Here is an 18322-nt window from a genome sequence, read left to right on the forward strand (position 1 = left end):
GAGATAACCTTGCCGTTTACAAAGAAAGTTATTGATAAAAAATAGCCTGTTTTCAACAGATGAATAAAAAAGCGGTTGATAAAAAGGCAGTCGAACATACTGTGCAGATAGCATCCAGCCAAGCTGTAACCAACAAGAGTGGAATAGTCGGGTTAGGTTTTTTGATGGTGATGCTGAGAAATTAGGCTATCTATCTGACAGCCAAAGTTTATCGCCTATTTCTCCTTAATAATTTGATGTTTTTTCTGGTAAAAATAAGACAAGATAACTGGAAAGGAATAAGCTAAAGGGGATAATAAGTAGTGCTGTTTGATAATTTGCGAGACTATATGTATGTGCAGGATAGGTTAAACTGTCGAGTATATATCCAATCAATGGTTGCATAAGTGGCGCACTCAGCATAGCAAGTGTGTTTGTGAACCCTGTGCAGGTAGAGAGGGAGTCGGTAGGAGCTAGTTCGTTAGCGATAGAAAATGCCAGCATATAAGCACCACAACACAAGCCAATTAAGAGCATTAACAAGGCTAGGATAACGGGGCTACGAATGGGTAGATAAAGTGTTGCAAGTATCAAAAACGCTGTTGATAAACTCGAGCCTATCATCAGGGGGGTTACGGCGTTTAAAAAGAGTGGCCAATTTACCAAAAAGAGGGCAACTAAGACCTGCACCCAAAAAATCATGGCATCAATAAAACTTGCCTGTTTTAAACTACAGGCAAGTTTTACTTGAATAAAGGGCACGGCCCACATGGCTCCAAAAACAGTAATAACGGTAAAACTCAAACCTACAAATAATCCATTGATCCACGCTTTGTTGTTACTGAGAATTCCTGAGAGTTGTTTGCTATATTTGGGCGAAGAAAAAGTTTCCTGCGAAGAAACAGGAATGTATAACCAACACAGACAAGTAATAATAAGGCCTACAAGGGCTGCACTATTAATGAAACTTCGCCATCCCCCACTCGCCAATCAAAGCGCCCAGTCCTATTAAACCAAACATGGTGATTAAGAATCCTAGCGTTTCGGAGAGTCCAATCATGAAGGCAAATTGTTTGAGTGGAAAATGCTGTCGTAATAAATGGGATAGGCCAACAAAAGCAAAGGCTGAGCCAGCACCAATTAGCAAACGCCCAATAATTAAGCTAAATAGGCTGGTACTTTGAGCAAAGAAAATACATCCTATGGTACAGAGGAGAGCATTGAGTGTGAGTAACAATCGTGTATTTTTACGATCAAAAAGCATTCCCACAGGAATTTGCATGCTGGTATAAACATAATAAAAAGAACTACTTAACAGGCCTGCCTGCCAAGCAGATAATTGCATATCATGCATGATGGCACCAATAATGACTCCAGATGATAATTGCAAGAAAAATTGAAATAGGACGAAAGACACACCAACAAGCCAGATAAGAGAGCGTTGTGTTGTTTTAGCAACAGGTATACTAATTAGAGTCATTGATTCATTAGGCTATAAAAAGAAGAGACTATACCCAATCACAATGGGAAAGTGTAGATTTAAATGACACTGTGTTTAACCAATATGGGAGAGGGAAGTATCGCTTCGGATTATATACTCGCATTATTTTTAGTTTGGTTTTCATCCGGGGTATCAATTAGAGTAGTAATGGTTGGATGAACTAATAATGGTAGTTTTTATGGGGATAAAATGAATTTACGCGATTTGCATTATTTTGTTGTATTGGCTGAAGTCATGCATTTCGGTGAGGCTGCCAAGCGCTGTCATGTAAGTCAACCTACTTTGAGTATGCAGTTGAAAAAACTTGAAGAAGAGTTGGGAGTATCACTTTTTGAGCGGACTAACAAACAAGTTATGTTAACTGACAGCGGGCGTGTGTTACTTCGTCGAGCTCAACATATATTAACTCAGATTGCTGAAATGAAAGAAATGGCACGTGCTGCCTCTGATCCTTATACAGGCGAGTTGCGTTTGGGAGTGATCCCTACGTTAGCGCCTTATTTATTGCCTCATGTGATGCCAGTGATCCAAGAGGCTTTACCAAATTTACGTGTCTGGTTACTTGAAGATAAAACTGATCGCTTAATTGAGAAATTGGCTGCAGGCCAATTGGATGCAGCTATCATGGCGACGCCGGTAGAGGCTGAATTCAGCAAGCAAATTCTTTTTAATGAGCCCTTCTATTTTGCTTGTGCAGCTAGTTTTTTATTGCCTAATAAAACTGAAATGCGAGTGGATGATCTGGTCAACCAACCGGTTATGTTACTAGAAGAGGGGCATTGTTTACGGGAACAGGCAATGGCAGTGTGTCAATTAGCAAAGGCTAAGGTGCAGGCTGATTTCACCGCAACGAGTTTGGAAACTTTACGGTTAATGGTACAAGCAGGAGCTGGAGTCACTCTGTTGCCAGCCTTAGCTGTTTATAAGATAGCGCCTGGGGGTATACAAATTATTCCTTTTGTCCAGCCTGCACCGTTTCGTACGATTGCTTTATATTGGCGTACGGGTACTGGCAGACTTGCTTGTTTCGAAGCTTTGGCCCGATTAATTAGTACTACCATCCAGAATTTATTATAAAGAAGCAGTCATAATTGCTTTAGTCTCTACTGCTTTTACTGCAGCTTTAAATCTAAGCGAGCTGGTGGACCTTAATTAGCATGCCAGCTTGCGGATGATCCAGATAATAAATCGCTCCGCCTTTCAAACGTTGCTTTTGAGAAAAAACAAAGGCTGCTTGGCTGCTTGGCGCTGAGAATAGGAGTTCAGTGTCAAGTAAATAATAGTTGGAACGGCGAATGCGTAGAGTACCTTCTATTTGCCAGCCATCTTTTGTTATTTTAGGTAACATGATCGGGCGTTGATTATTTAAAGGCTGTAACCACGTGTAATGTAAAAGCACGCTATATTGCGGTTTACGGTGCAAAGCCCAATATTCCTGCCGCAGTTGTGAAGAAGAAGCGGGCAATAAATGATATGGGGTCAGAGAGCTCTTGGATTCAGTGCGTAAAGGAATAGCTTGAGAAGTATCTGCTGTGATACTACTTGCCAGAGATAAATCTGCAGGTAGTGAATAAGCGCTCTGATGGGTAAAGACAATCAAATCAACCTGATAAAAAGAGGAGCTGTTTTTGCTTGTCCAGCACAGGCAAATAGAATAGTGATTATTGACATTAATAGTCTAAACATGGTTTTCTTCTTTTATGGCTATATAACGCTTAATTAATTACTCATGATTATACACACCTCTTCTCTTTTATGTCACGATTAGAAAAAATAACTATACCTCATAGCCAATTGTTTAAGGATTGGTTTATTGTTGTTGGTGAAGTCTCTTTTTATTAAGTTTTTTATGGTAAAAAATCTCGCTGAAATCAAAAAATTAAGTGTTGCATTTCAAATGCCTGAGCAGATTATTACTGCTGTGGATACAGTAAGTTTTGTTCTTAATCCTGGTGAAACACTTGCACTTCTGGGCGAGTCAGGCTGTGGGAAATCGTTAACCTCACTGGCATTAATGCGTCTTTTACCAATCCATGGCGTTTATGGCAAAGCGAGCGAAATTAATGTTGAAAATACGGATTTATTGAATTTACCAGAATCGCTTATGAGAAGTTTGCGCGGGCGACGGTTGGCTATGATTTTCCAGGAACCGATGACCGCATTAAATCCGGTGTTAACTATTGGACAGCAATTGGCTGAAGCGATATCAAAAACAGCAAAAAAGTATCTAAAGAGCAAATGAATGAGCGCTTGCTTGCTCTTCTTGAAGAGGTTGAAATACCCAAACCTCATTTACGTTTATATCAGTATCCGCACCAATTATCTGGAGGACAAAAACAGCGAGTAGTGATTGCTATGGCAATAGCGAACAATCCGGAAATATTGATTGCAGATGAGCCAACAACCGCACTTGATGTGACTATTCAGGAACAAATTTTAACTTTATTAAAAAAGCTACAACACCAACATCGGATGAGTCTTCTTTTAATCACCCATGATCTTGGCGTGGTGAAAGCAATGGCAGATAGAGTCTGTGTTATGTATGCAGGGCAAGTTGTGGAGCAAGCAGCAGTCGGGGAATTTTTCTCACAAGTGAAACATCCTTATTCACAACAATTACTTGCTGCCTTACCTACTTTTGATAAACGCCATTACCGTCTACAAACTATCCCGGGAGCTGTACCAACTTTAGACTGTCTTCCTAAGGGCTGCCGTTTCCATCCACGTTGTGCACATGCTTTTGCACGGTGCAATAACCAGGAGCCGCAACTACAAACAGTACAAAATCGAGTAGTGCGTTGTCATTTTATACCCAGACCTGGATAAGCCGCCTGTTTTAGCCCGCGAAGAAAGAAATTGGCAGTCTAATCAGGAAACAGAGGAAATTCTACTGCGTGTTAAAGAGCTGAGTGTCCATTTTTATACTAACCGGGGTATATTGCGGCGTAATAAAGAAATGATTAAAGCAGTGGATGGTTTGTCTTTTGATGTATATAAGGGTAGAACCTTGGCGCTGGTAGGTGAGTCAGGATGTGGTAAAACGACAGCAAGTCGTGCTGTATTAAGATTACTACCTATTACAGCTGGCGAGATAAGCTATCGCAATCAAGATATTAATACCATGCAGGGTCGTCTCTTGCGAAATTATCGCAAGCAGGTGCAGATTATTTTTCAGGATCCTTTTTCTTCAATGAATCCACGTATGACAGTTGGTGAGATTTTGGCTGAAGGTATGTTAGCACAAGGTTTGGCTTCGACGGTTATCAAGCGCAAGCAACAAATTTTGTTGGAACAAGTCAATTTGCCTCGTAACAGTTTGCATCGTTATCCCCATCAATTTTCCGGTGGTCAACGACAGCGGATTTGTATCGCACGGGCATTGGCTACGGAACCTGAATTATTAATCTGCGATGAACCAACTAGTGCGCTTGATGTTTCTGTGCAGGCGCAAATCCTTAATTTGCTTAAGGAATTACAGCAAGAGAGCGGCTTATCTTATTTATTTATTACCCACAACATGGCTGTTGTTTCTTATATTGCTGATGATGTGTTGGTGATGCGTGATGGTCGTGTGATCGAAACAGGTCGTTGTGAACAAATCTTACAGCAACCACAACAAGACTATACACGTCGATTATTAGCGAGTGTTCTAACTGTTTAAACAGAGCAATCCCTTTGCTACTGCATTGCTAAGGGATTGCTTATCTAAAAGCAGACTATTTTTGCAATAGCTTGCTAACGAACTGATCCAAATCTGACAATGCAATGCGAGTGACTTCTTCCTTATCACGTGCCTTGTACTCAACTGCATGCTGTTCCAGATTGCGTTCGCTGACAACGAGGCGGTGTGGGATGCCAATTAAATCATTATCAGCAAATAAAACACCCGGGCGCTCATTACGATCGTCCAGTAAAACATCCATACCTTGTGCACAGAGTTGTTGATAAAGGGATTCTGCTTTTTCTTTAACAAGTGCCGAGCGATGGCTGTTAATGGGTACTATAACGAGTTGGAATGGGGCGATAGTTTGTGGCCAGACAATCCCGTGAGCATCATGGTGTTGCTCAATAGCAGCTGCAACAACACGAGTAATACCTAAGCCATAACATCCCATTAACATGGTTTGTAATTGTCCTTCTTCATTAATAACAGCGGCGTTCATGGCTTTCGCGTATTTATCACCGAGTTGGAATACATGCCCAACTTCAATACCACGGCAAGAATGGAGCTTCCCTTTACCATCAGGGCTTGAGTCACCCTCTTTGACATTACGCAGATCATAGGCATCTTGATATTGAGCATCTCGTCCCCAAGCTGCATGCTTGTAGTGTTTATCTGCTTGATTCGCGCCGCAGATGAAGGATTTTAATGCCAAGGCATGATGATCAGCAATAACAGGGATATTAAGGCCAACAGGACCTAAGGAGCCTACTGGTGCTTTAAGTTCTCTTGCTATAGTTTGTTCATCAGCAAATCGTAAGGGTGATTTTAGCAAAGGGTGTTTGCTGGCTTTTACTTCGTTTAATTCGTCATTACCGCGCAATATCAGGGCAACTAAGGGATGTTCTTTGCCTTCAGCAATCAATGTTTTTATTGTTTGAGCTGTATCGACTTGTAAAAATGTGGCAACTTCAGCAATAGTTTTTTGCTCAGGTGTATCGACAAGGGTAATGGTTTCTTGTGGAAACGCGGTTGCTTTTGTTGGCAGCAGACTGGTTGCTTGTTCAATATTGGCAGCGTAGTTACTGCCATCGCTGTAAAAAATTAAATCTTCACCAGAATCGGCTAATACTTGGAATTCATGCGATGCTGAGCCACCAATTGCACCGGTATCAGCTTCTACTGCGCGATAGCGAAGACCCAGACGATCAAAAATACGGCAATAAGCTTGATACATTGCATCATAAGTACGTTGTAGACATTCTTGACTTAAATGAAAGGAGTAAGAATCTTTCATAATAAATTCACGCGCACGCATGACACCAAAACGCGGTCTTATTTCATCACGAAATTTAGTTTGAATTTGGTAGAGATTAATGGGCAATTGTTTATAAGATTGTAATTCATTTCTCATTAAATCAGTAATTACTTCTTCGTGCGTTGGTCCAAAGCAATAGTCTCTTCCATTACTGTCACGCATTGTTAATAACTGACCGCCAAAAGTATCCCAGCGTCCTGTTTCCTGCCACAATTCAGCGGGTTGTACGGCGGGCATTAAGACTTCCATTGCGTTAGCACGATTCATCTCTTCACGTACAATTTGTTCAATTTTATGTAAAACTTTTAAACCAAGTGGCAGCCAAGTATAAAGACCAGAGCCAAGTTTGCGGATCATGCCAGCTCGTAGCATCAGTTGATGTGAAACAATTTCAGCATCACTTGGTGTTTCTTTAAGGGTGGCTGATAGCCATTGAGACGCGCGCATGCCTGCTCCTGATCATATTAGTTTTAAAAAGAGAGTCATTATATACTTCACCAGTTATAAACAAAATAATTCCTTCGCTGTAATAGACTTCTGCATAACCAGCGTCTTTTATTCTATTGCTGTGTTGCACTAAAACAAAATACACAGGTTATGCAAGAAGTTTAGTGAGCTCAGGTGGAGAAGAGAATGAATACAATTGCGCTTATTCAAACCTTTTGCAAGGTGGTGCAATGTCAAGGCTTTACTGCGGCGGCTAAACAATTAGGCATTTCTGCTGCGGCAGTGAGTAAACAAATTAGTCTCTTGGAATCAGAGTTAGGTGTCATCTTATTGGAACGAACAACACGTAAGGTAACACTAACTAGTGTAGGTGAATCTTATTATCAAGAGGTACAGGCGGTCTTACAAGCTTTGGAACAAGCTAATAGTGTGATTGCCGCTTCTCAAGCAAAGCCTAAAGGTCTGTTAAGAGTAAAAAGCTCCCGTTTTTTGCCGAAAATATTATTTTACCGCGTATGCCAGAGTTTCATATCAACTATCCGCAGGTCGTTCTCGATTTACTAGATTGCCGAGCAAGTACCTCATCTTTTAGATGAAGGACTCGATGTAGTGTTTGGGATGTCTGCACAAGTTGCATCAAACTCCATACAAAAAATTACGACTACTCGTTATGTGTTTTGCGCATCACCTGCTTATTTGGCAAGGTTTGGTACTCCTGAAAAAGCGATTGAATTGCAAAAGCATCGCTATCTGACTCACAGTATGCGCCAGCCAAATAATAGTTGGATTTTTGCTTCGGGAGAAACGGTTTATTTAGAGCCTTCAATATATCTGAATGATGCGGCAGCACTTTGTGATTGTGCCTGTCGTGGAATGGGGATTGCTGCTTTACATCATTACCAGGTAGCCAAAGCGTTAGAACGTGGAGAACTTGTCGAGCTTCTGCCAGCCTACACAATGCCTGTTATCCCTATTTATCTTTTTTATCATCCAGCAAGATTTATTCAGCCCAAAGTCCGCGTTTGGATAGAAACGATGTCAGCAACGTTGAAGGATTTTATGTGAGCAGAGCAATCTTGCTGTTTTTTGCACAAAATCTAGTCTTTACTCCACTTGAAAACTCACAACAATAGCCGTGCATACAGCACGGCAGGTAAACAGATAAATACAGTGCTTAGGCAACTGAATTGGCTGTGTCTGAAGTAATAGGCGTTTTCTTGGCCTTCTCCAGTAGGGTTCTCATTTTTTCACTGAGCTTAGTACTTTGGTTTGCGCCATCCAAGTGAGTCAGTTGATGGGAGTAATCATTAAAATTAACTTTACCACTCGCAACATTATAGTTGGCACCGATCATAGCGATATCCTCCTGATCAATCATCAATCTCAAGATTTCACTATCTTTATAAATTTGCTGTAAGGTGTTGGCAATATTGAATTCAGTCACATGATTTACAAACTCACTATTTTGGCTTGTACGATTCGTTGAAGTTTCTCTTTCTGCAGCGACAGCAGGTTTAATTTTGCCCAATAATTGCGTGATATGACCTTTTTCAACCCCATCACAAGCTGCTTGAATAGCTCCACATCGAGTGTGACCTAAGACGACGATTAATTTCGCACCCACAATGTTACATGCATATTCAATACTGGCTAACACATCTTCATTAACCACATTTCCAGCTACGCGCACACAGAATAAATCACCGAAACTCATATCAAAAATCGTTTCTACAGGTACACGGGAATCGATGCAACCCAAAACAACTGCAATAGGGTGCTGTGTTTCAGCGGTGTATTTAATATCGGTTTTAAGACTACGATGGATACGTGTATCGTGCAGAAAACGTTGGTTACCCTCACGTAATATGTTAAGCACTTGAGGGGGTTCTAAAGTAGCCAGGACGTCGTAAGTGGTAACATTGATGAAATCAACATAATTATGAATATCGTAATGATCTTTGAAGCCTATCAGGTTTAAAGCGATTTGTTTTAATGGCGCTTGCTCTTGCTGAAATTCTTTAAGTAATTCGACAATTTCTTTATCAATATAGTTTGTGTAACGCGCATCGATAATCAATTGTGAATTTCTTGGAATGGAATCAAGCTCAGCAACCAAAGATGCTTTATTCAAGAAAGTAATTTGTTGTGGCAACATGAGACGGTTGGTTATGCCCGTTGGGTATATTTCTTTGATAATGTCCAACCGGGCTTGGCTGTTGGATTTTAAGATATAAAAGAGGCTAATTGCCAAACCGATCAGAATGCCTGCTAACAGGTTAAAAGAAACAATACTGATGACAGTCGCAATAAAAGGAATAAACCTATCCATACCCTGCTGGTAGATGGCAGTATAAATAGAAGGTTTGGTTAATTTATAACCTGTAAAGATTAAAATGGCTGCCAATGAGGATAAAGGGATCTTATTTAGCCAGGTTGAAATGAGCACGACGGCAAAGAGAAGAAAAACACCATGTAAAACCGCTGATATTTTTGTTTTAGAGCCAGCTTGAATGTTCACCGAGGTGCGGACAATCACTGAAGTTACAGGAATGCCTCCAATTAAACCAGCAGTAATATTACCAAATCCCTGGGCAATTAACTCTTGATCCTTGGAACAATAGCGGCGTTTCTTATCGAGTTTTTCACCCGCTTTAACATTAAGTAAGCTTTCTAATGAAGCAACAATGGCGATAATAAACGCATATAAATAAATTTTTGGATTAGTCCAGGCTGACCAAGTGGGAAATTCTAATTCACTTAAAAAATCACCAAATCCGTCTTGCAGGGGAATATTAACTAAATGTGGGTTATTTTGCGCAAAGGGGGAATTGGTTATAAGAAATAGCTCGTTAATTAGGATCCCGGCAATAACAACGACGATCGGAGCAGGAATACCTCGCAACCATTTAATCTTTGTTTTTTCAGCATAAATTAAAATGGCTAAAGAGAAGAGTGAAATAACAGCAGCACCGGTATTGATATGAGATGGCAAATCATAGAGCGGGTTTAAAGTCAGACTTTCAGTGGTTTCCAATAAGTGTAATTTCAGTTCTTTTAGATCGGTAGAAAGTGAAAAAGCTAAAGGAAGCTGTTTAATAATCAGCAAAATACCGATAGCGCATAGTAACCCTTGTACTACGTTGGAAGGTATATAATCAGCAACAAATCCGGCACGTAAACTACCCACGATAAGTTGCAGAAATCCTGCTAGGGCCAATGCTAAAAGAAATGTATTGAAATCACCTAATTGAGAAATAGCAGCAAGAACGACAGCGGCCATCCCGGCGGCAGGACCACTCACGCTAACTTGAGAGCCACTAAGCACACCAACAACAATTCCACCTATGATCCCACTTAAAATACCGGAGAATAATGGTGCGCCGGAAGCCAGCGCAATTCCCAAGCAGAGCGGAACAGCAACCAGAAATACAACGATAGCTGCTATAAAGTCATATTTTAGCGAACGATGCCTATAGACACGAAATTTACGAAAACTTGTAGCTAGTATTTCATTCATCTTTATTTATACCCTGGCCTTGATTGGATTAATAAATCAGGTGCTCAATTCTTGTTCTTTACAATAAAGATAAATATCTTAACTTTTATGTGACTGCTTTGCTAGTTTTTTATGCAAAAAATCAATTTCCCATCCTCTCTTGTGCAAACTTTTACTATTCTTCTTCAAGAGGTAACAATTCTTCCTCAGCAAAGATTGCCTCATTTTCGTTAGTATTAGCAAGGATAAGTTGATTTTCAAGGGTTTTAAATTGCCAAAGATCTTGATCCATTAATTGGCTTGGCTTAATGCTTTGTAAAGCATGTAAGATATTACTAGGGACTTTAGGATTTTCTTCCGCCAATTGATCAATAAGCCGGCCAATGCGCTTGCGAGCAAGATTTTCCTGTGAGCCACATAAAGTACATGGAATAATTGGATAAGCTTGTTCTTGTGCAAACGTGATGATGTCGCGCTCTTGTACATAACAAAGGGGGCGAATAACAATATGCTTTTTATTATCACTGAGTAGTTTAGGTGGCATAGAGCGTACGTCCCCATTATAAAGAATGGACATCATGAGTGTACGGATCAAATCATCGCGATGGTGTCCTAAGGCAATTTTATTAAAGCCACGCTCTTCTGCATAGCGATAAATTATCCCGCGTCGTAATCTTGAGCAAAGTGAACAGTAGGTTTTACCTTCAGGTATTTTCTCTTTAACAATACTATAGGTATCACGAGTTAGAATCTCATAAGGAATGCTTCTTTCCTGTAGCCAGGCATGTAATTTACTATCATCCCAACCAGGTTGAGCTTGGTCTAAGGTAAAGGCAAACAGTTCAAATTTATTATTTGAGCGACGTCGAAGAGTATGAAGCAACGTTAATAAGCTAAAGGAATCTTTACCGCCAGATAAGCATACCATCACTCGGTCACCGCGCTGGATCATATTAAAATCAGCAATGGCTTTACCAGTGTAATGCAAGAGTTTTTTTTCAACGGCAGAAGGAGTAGCAGACATAGTTACAACCTAAAATAATGAAAGCGGATCAAAATATTGGCAGCGATTCTATCATATTACTTTAGGTCTGTTGACATTTTCTATTATCTTGGCCGAAAGCATTGATTTCCTGCTCTGTGCTGCTCATTTACTACCGTGTAAACTGTGCTGCGGTGCTCGTAAATCAACGCTTTCGACTCAAGCTAGCGAAATGTCAACAGACCCTAATGATATATTGATGTTTTACGCTTATATTTTACTTGGCAGCGACTTTTGCTTTTGAGACTGCTGGGTTTTGCGGTGGAAAGCTTGCAATACGAGCGGTTGCTAACCAAGAGTTAACTTCTTCTAGATCGTTAACATTTAAAGTACCAGCAAGGTATTTTAAATTTAGCATGGCATTGATCAAATCATATTGATCGCTGGCCAATTGCTCTTGGGCTTCAAAAAGCTTTTGTTGAGCGTTCACTACATCCACCATGGTGCGTGTTCCGACTTGAAATTGCGCTTCCGTGCTTTCTAGCGAGTTTTGCTGAGAGATAATGGTCTGTCTGTCTGCTTTTACTTTGGAGATGCCATCAACAATCGTATTAAAGGCGATACGGCTATTGACCACTACATCTCGATATGTTTGTTCCAATTGTTGGCTTGAGGTTTGAAAATCATATTGTGCTTGTCGAGTTTGTGACTCTACCAACCCTCCTTGAAAAACAGGGAAATTTAATGCGATAGCAACGTTGGCAGTACCTTGACGAACAGGAACGAAAAAAGAACTACTGCCGCCGCTGTTATGGGTTTGTATCGCGGTACCTTGCAATGCAAAAGTAGGCCAGTTACCTGCAGATTGCGCCTTGATATTATCACGCGATGATTCCAGGCTATATTTGGCGGCATAGAGTTTATAATTTTGTTTGAGTCCAGTATTAACCCATTCATCGACATTATCCGGTTCAGGTTTAATAAGAGGAATACGGCTATCTCTTAATGGCGCTAAGGTTTCATAAACGTGATTGGTCAATTTACGCAAATTTTCGTTTTGGTTAATTTGATTATTTTTGGCTGAAATAACTTGTGCTACGGATTGATCATAAGCCGCCTTTGCTTCATAAACGGAAGTAATTGCATCCAAACCAACTTTGAAACGTTGCTCTGCTTGCTCAAATTGACGCTTGTTAGCGCGTTTTTTGCTTCAGCAAAATTTAGCGTGTCTTTAGCGAGCAAAACCTGAAAATAAGCGCTTGCCGTACGCAAGAGCAAATCTTGGGCTGCGTTATTGAAATTGGCTTGAGCAGCTTTAACAGACGCTTTCGCTTGTTGTACAAGTGCCCAGGCCTGATAGTTAAACATGGCTTGTGAAGCACTGACTGACCATAGATTGTTATTGTAAGTCGTTTCCAGGGCTGTACCAGAGGCGATAACATTTTGAACACTACGCCCGGCTTGTGCAGATACTGTCAGTTGAGGAAACAGCGCTGCGCGGGCCTGCGGTACAGCTTCCGTACTAGACATGTAGGTGCTATAGGCTTGTTTAAAAGTAGGATCATTTTCCAGTGCCTGCTGATAAATATCCATTAGATCTGTAGCGTATGACCAAGGAGATAAACCGAGACCTAATAGCAGGCACAATAACGTTTTTTCATACAAACTTGTCCTAGAAGACGAATTCTTTGGGTTTTGATTTATCAATTAACGGAGGGATGCTTGTTTCGAACAATACTGATCCATGCCATTTTCCATCCTGCTCTAATGTGTGCAATTGTCCTTGCATCACAGGCTCTTTCCCGACAATGGCAAATAATTTTCCGCCTGGCAGTACTTGTAAACGTTGCGTATCGCTCAGTGACTCGATAGAGCCGGTAAACACAACTACATCATAAGGGGCTTTTTCAAGCCAACCACGACAGGCATCACCAGTTACTAGTTCAACGTTATTACAGTGATGAGCTTTTAATTTTTGTTGGGCATGAGTAGTAAATTCTGCGTAATAGTCGACACTGATTACTTTTTTACATAAACGGCTTAAAAGAGCAGTGAAAAACCGGTACCGGTACCTATTTCCAAAACTGTTTCATTACCTTGCAGTGCCAAGGCTTGCAAGATTTTCCCTTCTTCTAAAGGAGTCAGCATACGTTGGTTGTGGGCCAGAGGGATTTGCATATCTGAATAAGCAAAATGCTGAAAAGCATGAGGCACAAACTCATGACGTGGTAGCAAATCGTAGAGGTTAATAATTTTTTCATCAAGAACGTCACCTGTACGAAGTTGTTGCTTAATCATATTGGTTTGTGCGTTAGTCATTGGATCACCATACATTGAATATCTCAGGCGTGATAACGCGGCTTTAGTTAAAATTCTTTATTTTCTGTTTCACAACAGCAAATCGTTGTGGTCATCTGCTGCCACACGGCCTAAACAAAGAATTTTCGCGCTAAGCTAGCGAATTATCAACAAAACCTAGGTTAAAGTGTTGAGAAGATTTTAGCAAGAATTGATAAAAGGTGCGATTAATTCGGCACTGATTCGTTAATTTAATCTAAAAGAAAGATTTCCTTTAGAATTGAGTCCTCTTAGAGAGAATTTTTTAGAATTAAGAGCGTAAAGTGAAATGATTTCATAGTGGAGCTGTGTAAAATTTGTTATTATCGCCCCATTTTGGTGAGACTCAAAGGAGAGAACAATGCTTGAGCAATTTACCGAGTTTTTGCAATCCGAGTTAGATACACTCAGAAAAGAGGGGTTGTATAAGGCAGAACGAGTAATATCGAGTCAGCAGAAAGCAGCTGTCCAAGTTAAAGAAGGTGAAGTTATTAATTTATGCGCAAACAATTACCTCGGACTTGCAAATCACCCTGCTTTAATTGCTGAAGGTCAGAAAGCACTGCAAAAATATGGTTATGGAATGGCTTCAGTTCGCTTCATTTGCGGCACACAAACACCTCATAAAGCACTAGAGAAAAAATAAGTCATTTTCTCGGTAAAGAAGATACTATTCTTTATTCATCTTGTTTTGATGCGAATACCGGCTTATTTGAAACGTTGTTGGGACCAGAGGATGCCATTATAAGTGATGCGTTGAACCACGCCAGCATTATTGATGGGATTCGTTTATGTAAGGCAGCACGGTATCGTTATGCTAATAATGATATGAAGGATTTGGAAGAACAACTCATTGCTGCTAAGAACGCCCGTTTTCGTTTGATTGCTACCGACGGTGTTTTTTCCATGGATGGTATTATTGCTAATTTACCCGCCATCTGTGAATTGGCTGAGCGATATGATGCTATGGTCATGGTTGATGATTCACACGCTGTTGGTTTTATGGGAGAAACAGGACGCGGTACACCTGAGTATTGTGGTGTGGCAGATAAAATCGACATCATCACCGGTACCTTAGGCAAAGCGTTGGGTGGGGCTTCAGGAGGCTATACTGCAGCCAACGCAGTCATTATTGATTGGTTGCGCCAACGTTCCAGACCTTATCTTTTCTCTAATACTTTGGCACCAGTGATTGCTGATTGTTCAATAACTGTTATAGACATGCTTGAGGCGAGTAATGAGTTAGGACAAAAACTAAAACGTAATAGCCAATATTTTCGTGAAGGTATGACTGAGCTTGGATTCACCCTGGTGCCAGGTGAGCATCCTATTATTCCTGTGATGTTAGGGGATGCAGCCCTGGCTGGTCGAATGGCAGAGCATTTACTCAAACAAGGAATTTATGTGGTTGGGTTTTCCTATCCAGTAGTCCCGAAAGGAAAGGCCAGGATTCGTACCCAGATGTCTGCAGCACATGAATTGGAGCATTTGGATAAGGCATTGGATGCGTTTGCTAAAGTGGGTCGAGAACTTGGTGTTATTTAATCACTTCAATTTACTGAGTTCTAATAATTTAAAAAGTAATAACACCAATATAGTTGGTTTTATTAAACGTTTTTTAGGGGAGTTGCATGAAATCTCTAGTAAAAGCCAAACGCGAACCAGGTATTTGGATGGAAGATATTCCGGTACCTGAGTACAGTGTCAATGATGTGCTGATCAAAATTCATAAAACAGCCATCTGCGGGACTGATATTCATATCTATTCCTGGGATGAGTGGGCACAAGCAACCATTCCAGTACCTATGACAGTTGGTCATGAGTTTTACGGTGAAATTGTTGAAGTAGGACGTGAAGTCAAAGGACTTAAAGTTGGTCAACGTGTTTCAGGGGAAGGACACGTCACCTGCGGCATATGCAGAAATTGCCGTGCAGGAAAGCGCCATTTATGTCGTAATACGCTAGGAGTGGGTGTTAATCGACCCGGTTGCTTTGCAGAATATCTGGTTATGCCAGCCTCTAATGTGGTGGTTTTACCGGATAATATTAGCGGCGATCAGGCTTCAATTCTTGATCCCTTTGGTAATGCAACCCACTGTGCTCTGGCATTTGATGTTGTCGGTGAAGATGTATTAATTACAGGTGCAGGGCCCATCGGGATTATGGCTGTAGCAATTGTGCGTCATATTGGTGCACGTCACGTGGTGATTACCGATGTAAATGAATATCGCCTAGAGTTAGCTCGTAAGATGGGTGCTACACGAGCAGTTAATATAAGACGTCAAGCCATTAAAGATGTGATGACTGAGTTAGGGATGACTGAAGGCTTTGATGTCGGTTTGGAAATGTCGGGAAATCCTATGGCTTTAAATGATATGGTCAAAGCCATGAATCATGGTGGTCATATAGCGATGTTAGGAATCCCTCCACAGGAAACAGCGATTGATTGGAATCAGGTTATTTTTAAAGGCTTGGTTATCAAAGGAATTTATGGCCGAGAAATGTTTGAAACTTGGTATAAAATGATAGCAATGTTACAAAGTGGTCTAAATATAGAGCCAGTAATCACGCATCATTTCCCAGTGGCTGAATACCAACAGGGGTTTGAAGTGATGGCTTCAGGGCAGTCAGGGAAAGTGATTCTTGACTGGTCTTAGGGGTTGTTGCATTTCTACCATCTTGGTCATTCTGTTTTGATTTTCTGAGCTTCGCTGCCATATAGAGCGTGTATATTTTGCAGTGATGCTCAAGCAGTATGTCTCAAGCTAGCAAAATGCAGGATCCCTTAGCAGGTTTTTTATGGGTATTAATAAGTCAGGCGCAGTAGCTCTTGAGAAAATAACATGTTTGGGTTAACGTCTGCCCACTTTTAGTGGGATGGAGTGTGTATGTCGCAATATATTTTTACTATGAATCATGTGAGTAAAATCGTTGATAATCAACGATTTATTTTGAAAGATATTTCCTTGAGCTTTTTTCCGGGAGCTAAAATTGGTGTGCTCGGTTTGAATGGTTCAGGTAAATCTACTTTATTGCGTATCATGGCAGGCGTTGATAAACAATATGAAGGAGAGGCGAGACCACAACCAGGTATTAAGATTGGTTATTTGGCGCAAGAGCCCGATCTTGATTTAGACAAAACTGTCCGAGCCGTTGTAGAAGAAGGTGTGGCTGAGATTAAAGAAAAATTGACTCAGTTTAATGAGATCAGTATGCGTTTTGCCGAGCCGATGAGTGATGATGAGATGAATGATTTGTTGGCTAAACAAGGTGAGTTACAAAATGAAATTGAGGCCTGCGGTGGTTGGGATTTGGATCGCAGATTAGATATTGCTGCTGATGCACTCCGTTTACCTGATTGGGATGCCAAAATAAGCATGCTTTCTGGGGGAGAACGTCGGCGTGTAGCATTGTGCCGCTTATTATTGTCCAATCCAGACATGTTGTTATTAGATGAACCAACCAACCATCTGGATGCTGAAAGTGTTGCCTGGCTTGAGCGTTATTTGGAAGAATTCCCTGGTACGGTGGTTGCAATTACCCACGATAGATATTTCCTTGATAATGCAGCTGAGTGGATTTTGGAACTCGATCGAGGTGAAGGGATACCTTATAAAGGAAACTATACTGCCTGGCTTGAACAAAAAGAGGCCCGTTTGGCCATGGAAGATAAACAGCAAGCTTCACATCAACGAGCTATCAAAGCTGAATTAGAATGGGTTCGTACTTCGCCTAAGGGACGTCATGCTAAAAATAAAGCTCGTCTTGCACGTTTTGAGGAGATGAATTCCAAGGAATTCCAAAAACGTAATGAAACCAATGAACTCTATATTCCACCAGGTGATCGTTTAGGCGATTTGGTTTTGGAAGGCGTAAAATTGAACAAGTCATTTGGCGATCGTTTGTTAATAGATAATCTGAGTTTTCAATTACCCAAAGGGGGAGTGCTTGGTATTATTGGTCCCAATGGTGCTGGTAAATCAACCTTCCTAAAAATGATTACTGGACAAGAAAAACCTGATGATGGTGAGATTCGTATAGGTGATACAGTTAATTTAGCTTATGTCGACCAGATGCGTGATCATTTAGATGATAACAAAACCGTTTGGCAAGAAATTACAGACGGGCATGACATCATGCAGGTAGGCTCTTTCCAGATGCCCTCACGAGCTTATGTTGGACGCTTTAATTTTAAAGGTGCTGACCAACAGAAGAAAATGGCACAATTATCAGGTGGCGAGAGAAATCGTGTCCATTTAGCCAAATTACTTAAGCGTGGTGGGAATGTATTATTGCTCGACGAGCCAAGTAATGATCTTGATGTAGAAACATTACGTGCATTGGAAGAAGCCATTTTGAATTTTCCGGGTTGTGCTATTGTCATTTCGCATGATCGTTGGTTTTTAGATCGTATTTGTACGCATTTAATGGCTTTTGAAGGGGATTCCCAAGTCGTTTTTGTTGAAGGAAATTACAGCGATTATGAAATGGATAGAAAGCGACGATTGGGTGATGAAGCAGATAGGCCGTCACGTATTAAATATCGTCGTTTAAAGTCTTGATGCTGAGTTGGCAATTTATGAGTTAAATTGTTGCGGGAT

Annotated in this window: 11 protein-coding genes and 4 pseudogenes; 7 read left to right on the forward strand and 8 right to left on the reverse strand. The window is 40.8% G+C overall.

What is annotated here, in order from left to right; genetic code table 11:
* Window positions 1-225: 225 nt before the first annotated feature.
* Entirely contained in the window at window positions 226-969 is a 744-nt protein-coding gene (locus tag BN58_RS23235) for a hypothetical protein (RefSeq protein WP_332247940.1), read from the reverse strand.
* Entirely contained in the window at window positions 938-1459 is a 522-nt protein-coding gene (locus BN58_RS36890) for an MFS transporter (protein WP_332247941.1), read from the reverse strand. The genes BN58_RS23235 and BN58_RS36890 overlap by 32 nt, the downstream gene beginning before the upstream one ends.
* Window positions 1460-1669: 210 nt before the next feature.
* On the opposite strand from BN58_RS36890, the gene BN58_RS07815 reads away from it, so the two are divergent.
* Window positions 1670-2557, forward strand: coding sequence for a LysR substrate-binding domain-containing protein (locus tag BN58_RS07815; protein ID WP_019216353.1), 888 nt, complete (start codon window positions 1670-1672; stop codon window positions 2555-2557).
* A gap of 52 nt (window positions 2558-2609) precedes the next feature.
* Here BN58_RS07815 and BN58_RS23240 read toward each other — a convergent pair whose 3' ends face one another.
* Window positions 2610-3155, reverse strand: coding sequence for a CsiV family protein (locus tag BN58_RS23240; RefSeq protein ID WP_408605473.1), 546 nt, complete (start codon window positions 3153-3155; stop codon window positions 2610-2612).
* 174 nt (window positions 3156-3329) lie between these two features.
* Between BN58_RS23240 and BN58_RS28255 the strand changes: the two are divergent.
* Window positions 3330-5141, forward strand: a pseudogene (locus BN58_RS28255) (ABC transporter ATP-binding protein).
* A gap of 55 nt (window positions 5142-5196) precedes the next feature.
* On the opposite strand, the gene BN58_RS07830 reads toward BN58_RS28255, so the two are convergent.
* Window positions 5197-6906, reverse strand: coding sequence for a proline--tRNA ligase (locus BN58_RS07830; protein WP_019216358.1), 1710 nt, complete (start codon window positions 6904-6906; stop codon window positions 5197-5199).
* A gap of 186 nt (window positions 6907-7092) precedes the next feature.
* Between BN58_RS07830 and BN58_RS28260 the strand changes: the two genes are divergently transcribed.
* Window positions 7093-7470, forward strand: coding sequence for a LysR family transcriptional regulator (locus BN58_RS28260; protein WP_051131865.1), 378 nt, complete (start codon window positions 7093-7095; stop codon window positions 7468-7470).
* On the forward strand, window positions 7471-7971 hold the full coding sequence (locus tag BN58_RS28265; protein ID WP_269570155.1) for a substrate binding domain-containing protein: 501 nt from the start codon (window positions 7471-7473) through the stop codon (window positions 7969-7971).
* A 109-nt stretch (window positions 7972-8080) separates the two neighbouring features.
* On the opposite strand, the gene BN58_RS07840 is transcribed toward BN58_RS28265, so the two are convergent.
* The 4 genes and pseudogenes from BN58_RS07840 to BN58_RS23265 form a co-directional block, all read right to left on the reverse strand.
* On the reverse strand, window positions 8081-10423 hold the full coding sequence (locus tag BN58_RS07840) for a bifunctional SulP family inorganic anion transporter/carbonic anhydrase (RefSeq protein WP_019216360.1): 2343 nt from the start codon (window positions 10421-10423) through the stop codon (window positions 8081-8083).
* A 154-nt stretch (window positions 10424-10577) separates the two neighbouring features.
* Window positions 10578-11426, reverse strand: coding sequence for a tRNA 2-thiocytidine(32) synthetase TtcA (ttcA, locus tag BN58_RS07845; RefSeq protein ID WP_019216361.1), 849 nt, complete (start codon window positions 11424-11426; stop codon window positions 10578-10580).
* Between the two features lie 235 nt (window positions 11427-11661).
* Window positions 11662-13049 (reverse strand): annotated as a pseudogene (locus BN58_RS36895) (TolC family outer membrane protein).
* Window positions 13050-13056: 7 nt separating this feature from the next.
* Window positions 13057-13703 (reverse strand): annotated as a pseudogene (locus tag BN58_RS23265) (protein-L-isoaspartate O-methyltransferase family protein).
* Between the two features lie 379 nt (window positions 13704-14082).
* Between BN58_RS23265 and BN58_RS23270 the strand changes: the two are divergent.
* The 3 genes and pseudogenes from BN58_RS23270 to ettA all read left to right on the forward strand — a co-directional run bounded on the left by BN58_RS23270 (window position 14083) and on the right by ettA (window position 18283).
* Window positions 14083-15266, forward strand: a pseudogene (locus BN58_RS23270) (glycine C-acetyltransferase).
* An 86-nt stretch (window positions 15267-15352) separates the two neighbouring features.
* Window positions 15353-16378, forward strand: a complete 1026-nt coding sequence (gene tdh, locus BN58_RS07865) for an L-threonine 3-dehydrogenase (protein ID WP_019216362.1) — start codon at window positions 15353-15355, stop codon at window positions 16376-16378.
* Window positions 16379-16609: 231 nt separating this feature from the next.
* Window positions 16610-18283: an energy-dependent translational throttle protein EttA gene (gene ettA / locus BN58_RS07870; protein ID WP_019216363.1), complete on the forward strand. Its 1674-nt coding sequence runs from the start codon at window positions 16610-16612 to the stop codon at window positions 18281-18283.
* Window positions 18284-18322 lie beyond the last annotated feature (39 nt).

Origin of the sequence: Legionella tunisiensis (assembly GCF_000308315.1) — a bacterium.
Classification (GTDB): Bacteria; Pseudomonadota; Gammaproteobacteria; order Legionellales; family Legionellaceae; genus Tatlockia; species Tatlockia tunisiensis.

Excerpts from the sequence above, each read along its gene's own strand:
- BN58_RS36890 (WP_332247941.1), bottom strand. The coding sequence starts at position 1,459 with ATGACTCTAATTAGTATACCTGTTGCTAAAACAACACAACGCTCTCTT.
- BN58_RS07815 (WP_019216353.1), top strand. The coding sequence starts at position 1,670 with ATGAATTTACGCGATTTGCATTATTTTGTTGTATTGGCTGAAGTCATG.
- BN58_RS07830 (WP_019216358.1), bottom strand. The coding sequence starts at position 6,906 with ATGCGCGCGTCTCAATGGCTATCAGCCACCCTTAAAGAAACACCAAGT.
- BN58_RS28260 (WP_051131865.1), top strand. The coding sequence starts at position 7,093 with ATGAATACAATTGCGCTTATTCAAACCTTTTGCAAGGTGGTGCAATGT.
- BN58_RS07840 (WP_019216360.1), bottom strand. The coding sequence starts at position 10,423 with ATGAATGAAATACTAGCTACAAGTTTTCGTAAATTTCGTGTCTATAGG.
- ttcA (WP_019216361.1), bottom strand. The coding sequence starts at position 11,426 with ATGTCTGCTACTCCTTCTGCCGTTGAAAAAAAACTCTTGCATTACACT.
- tdh (WP_019216362.1), top strand. The coding sequence starts at position 15,353 with ATGAAATCTCTAGTAAAAGCCAAACGCGAACCAGGTATTTGGATGGAA.
- ettA (WP_019216363.1), top strand. The coding sequence starts at position 16,610 with ATGTCGCAATATATTTTTACTATGAATCATGTGAGTAAAATCGTTGAT.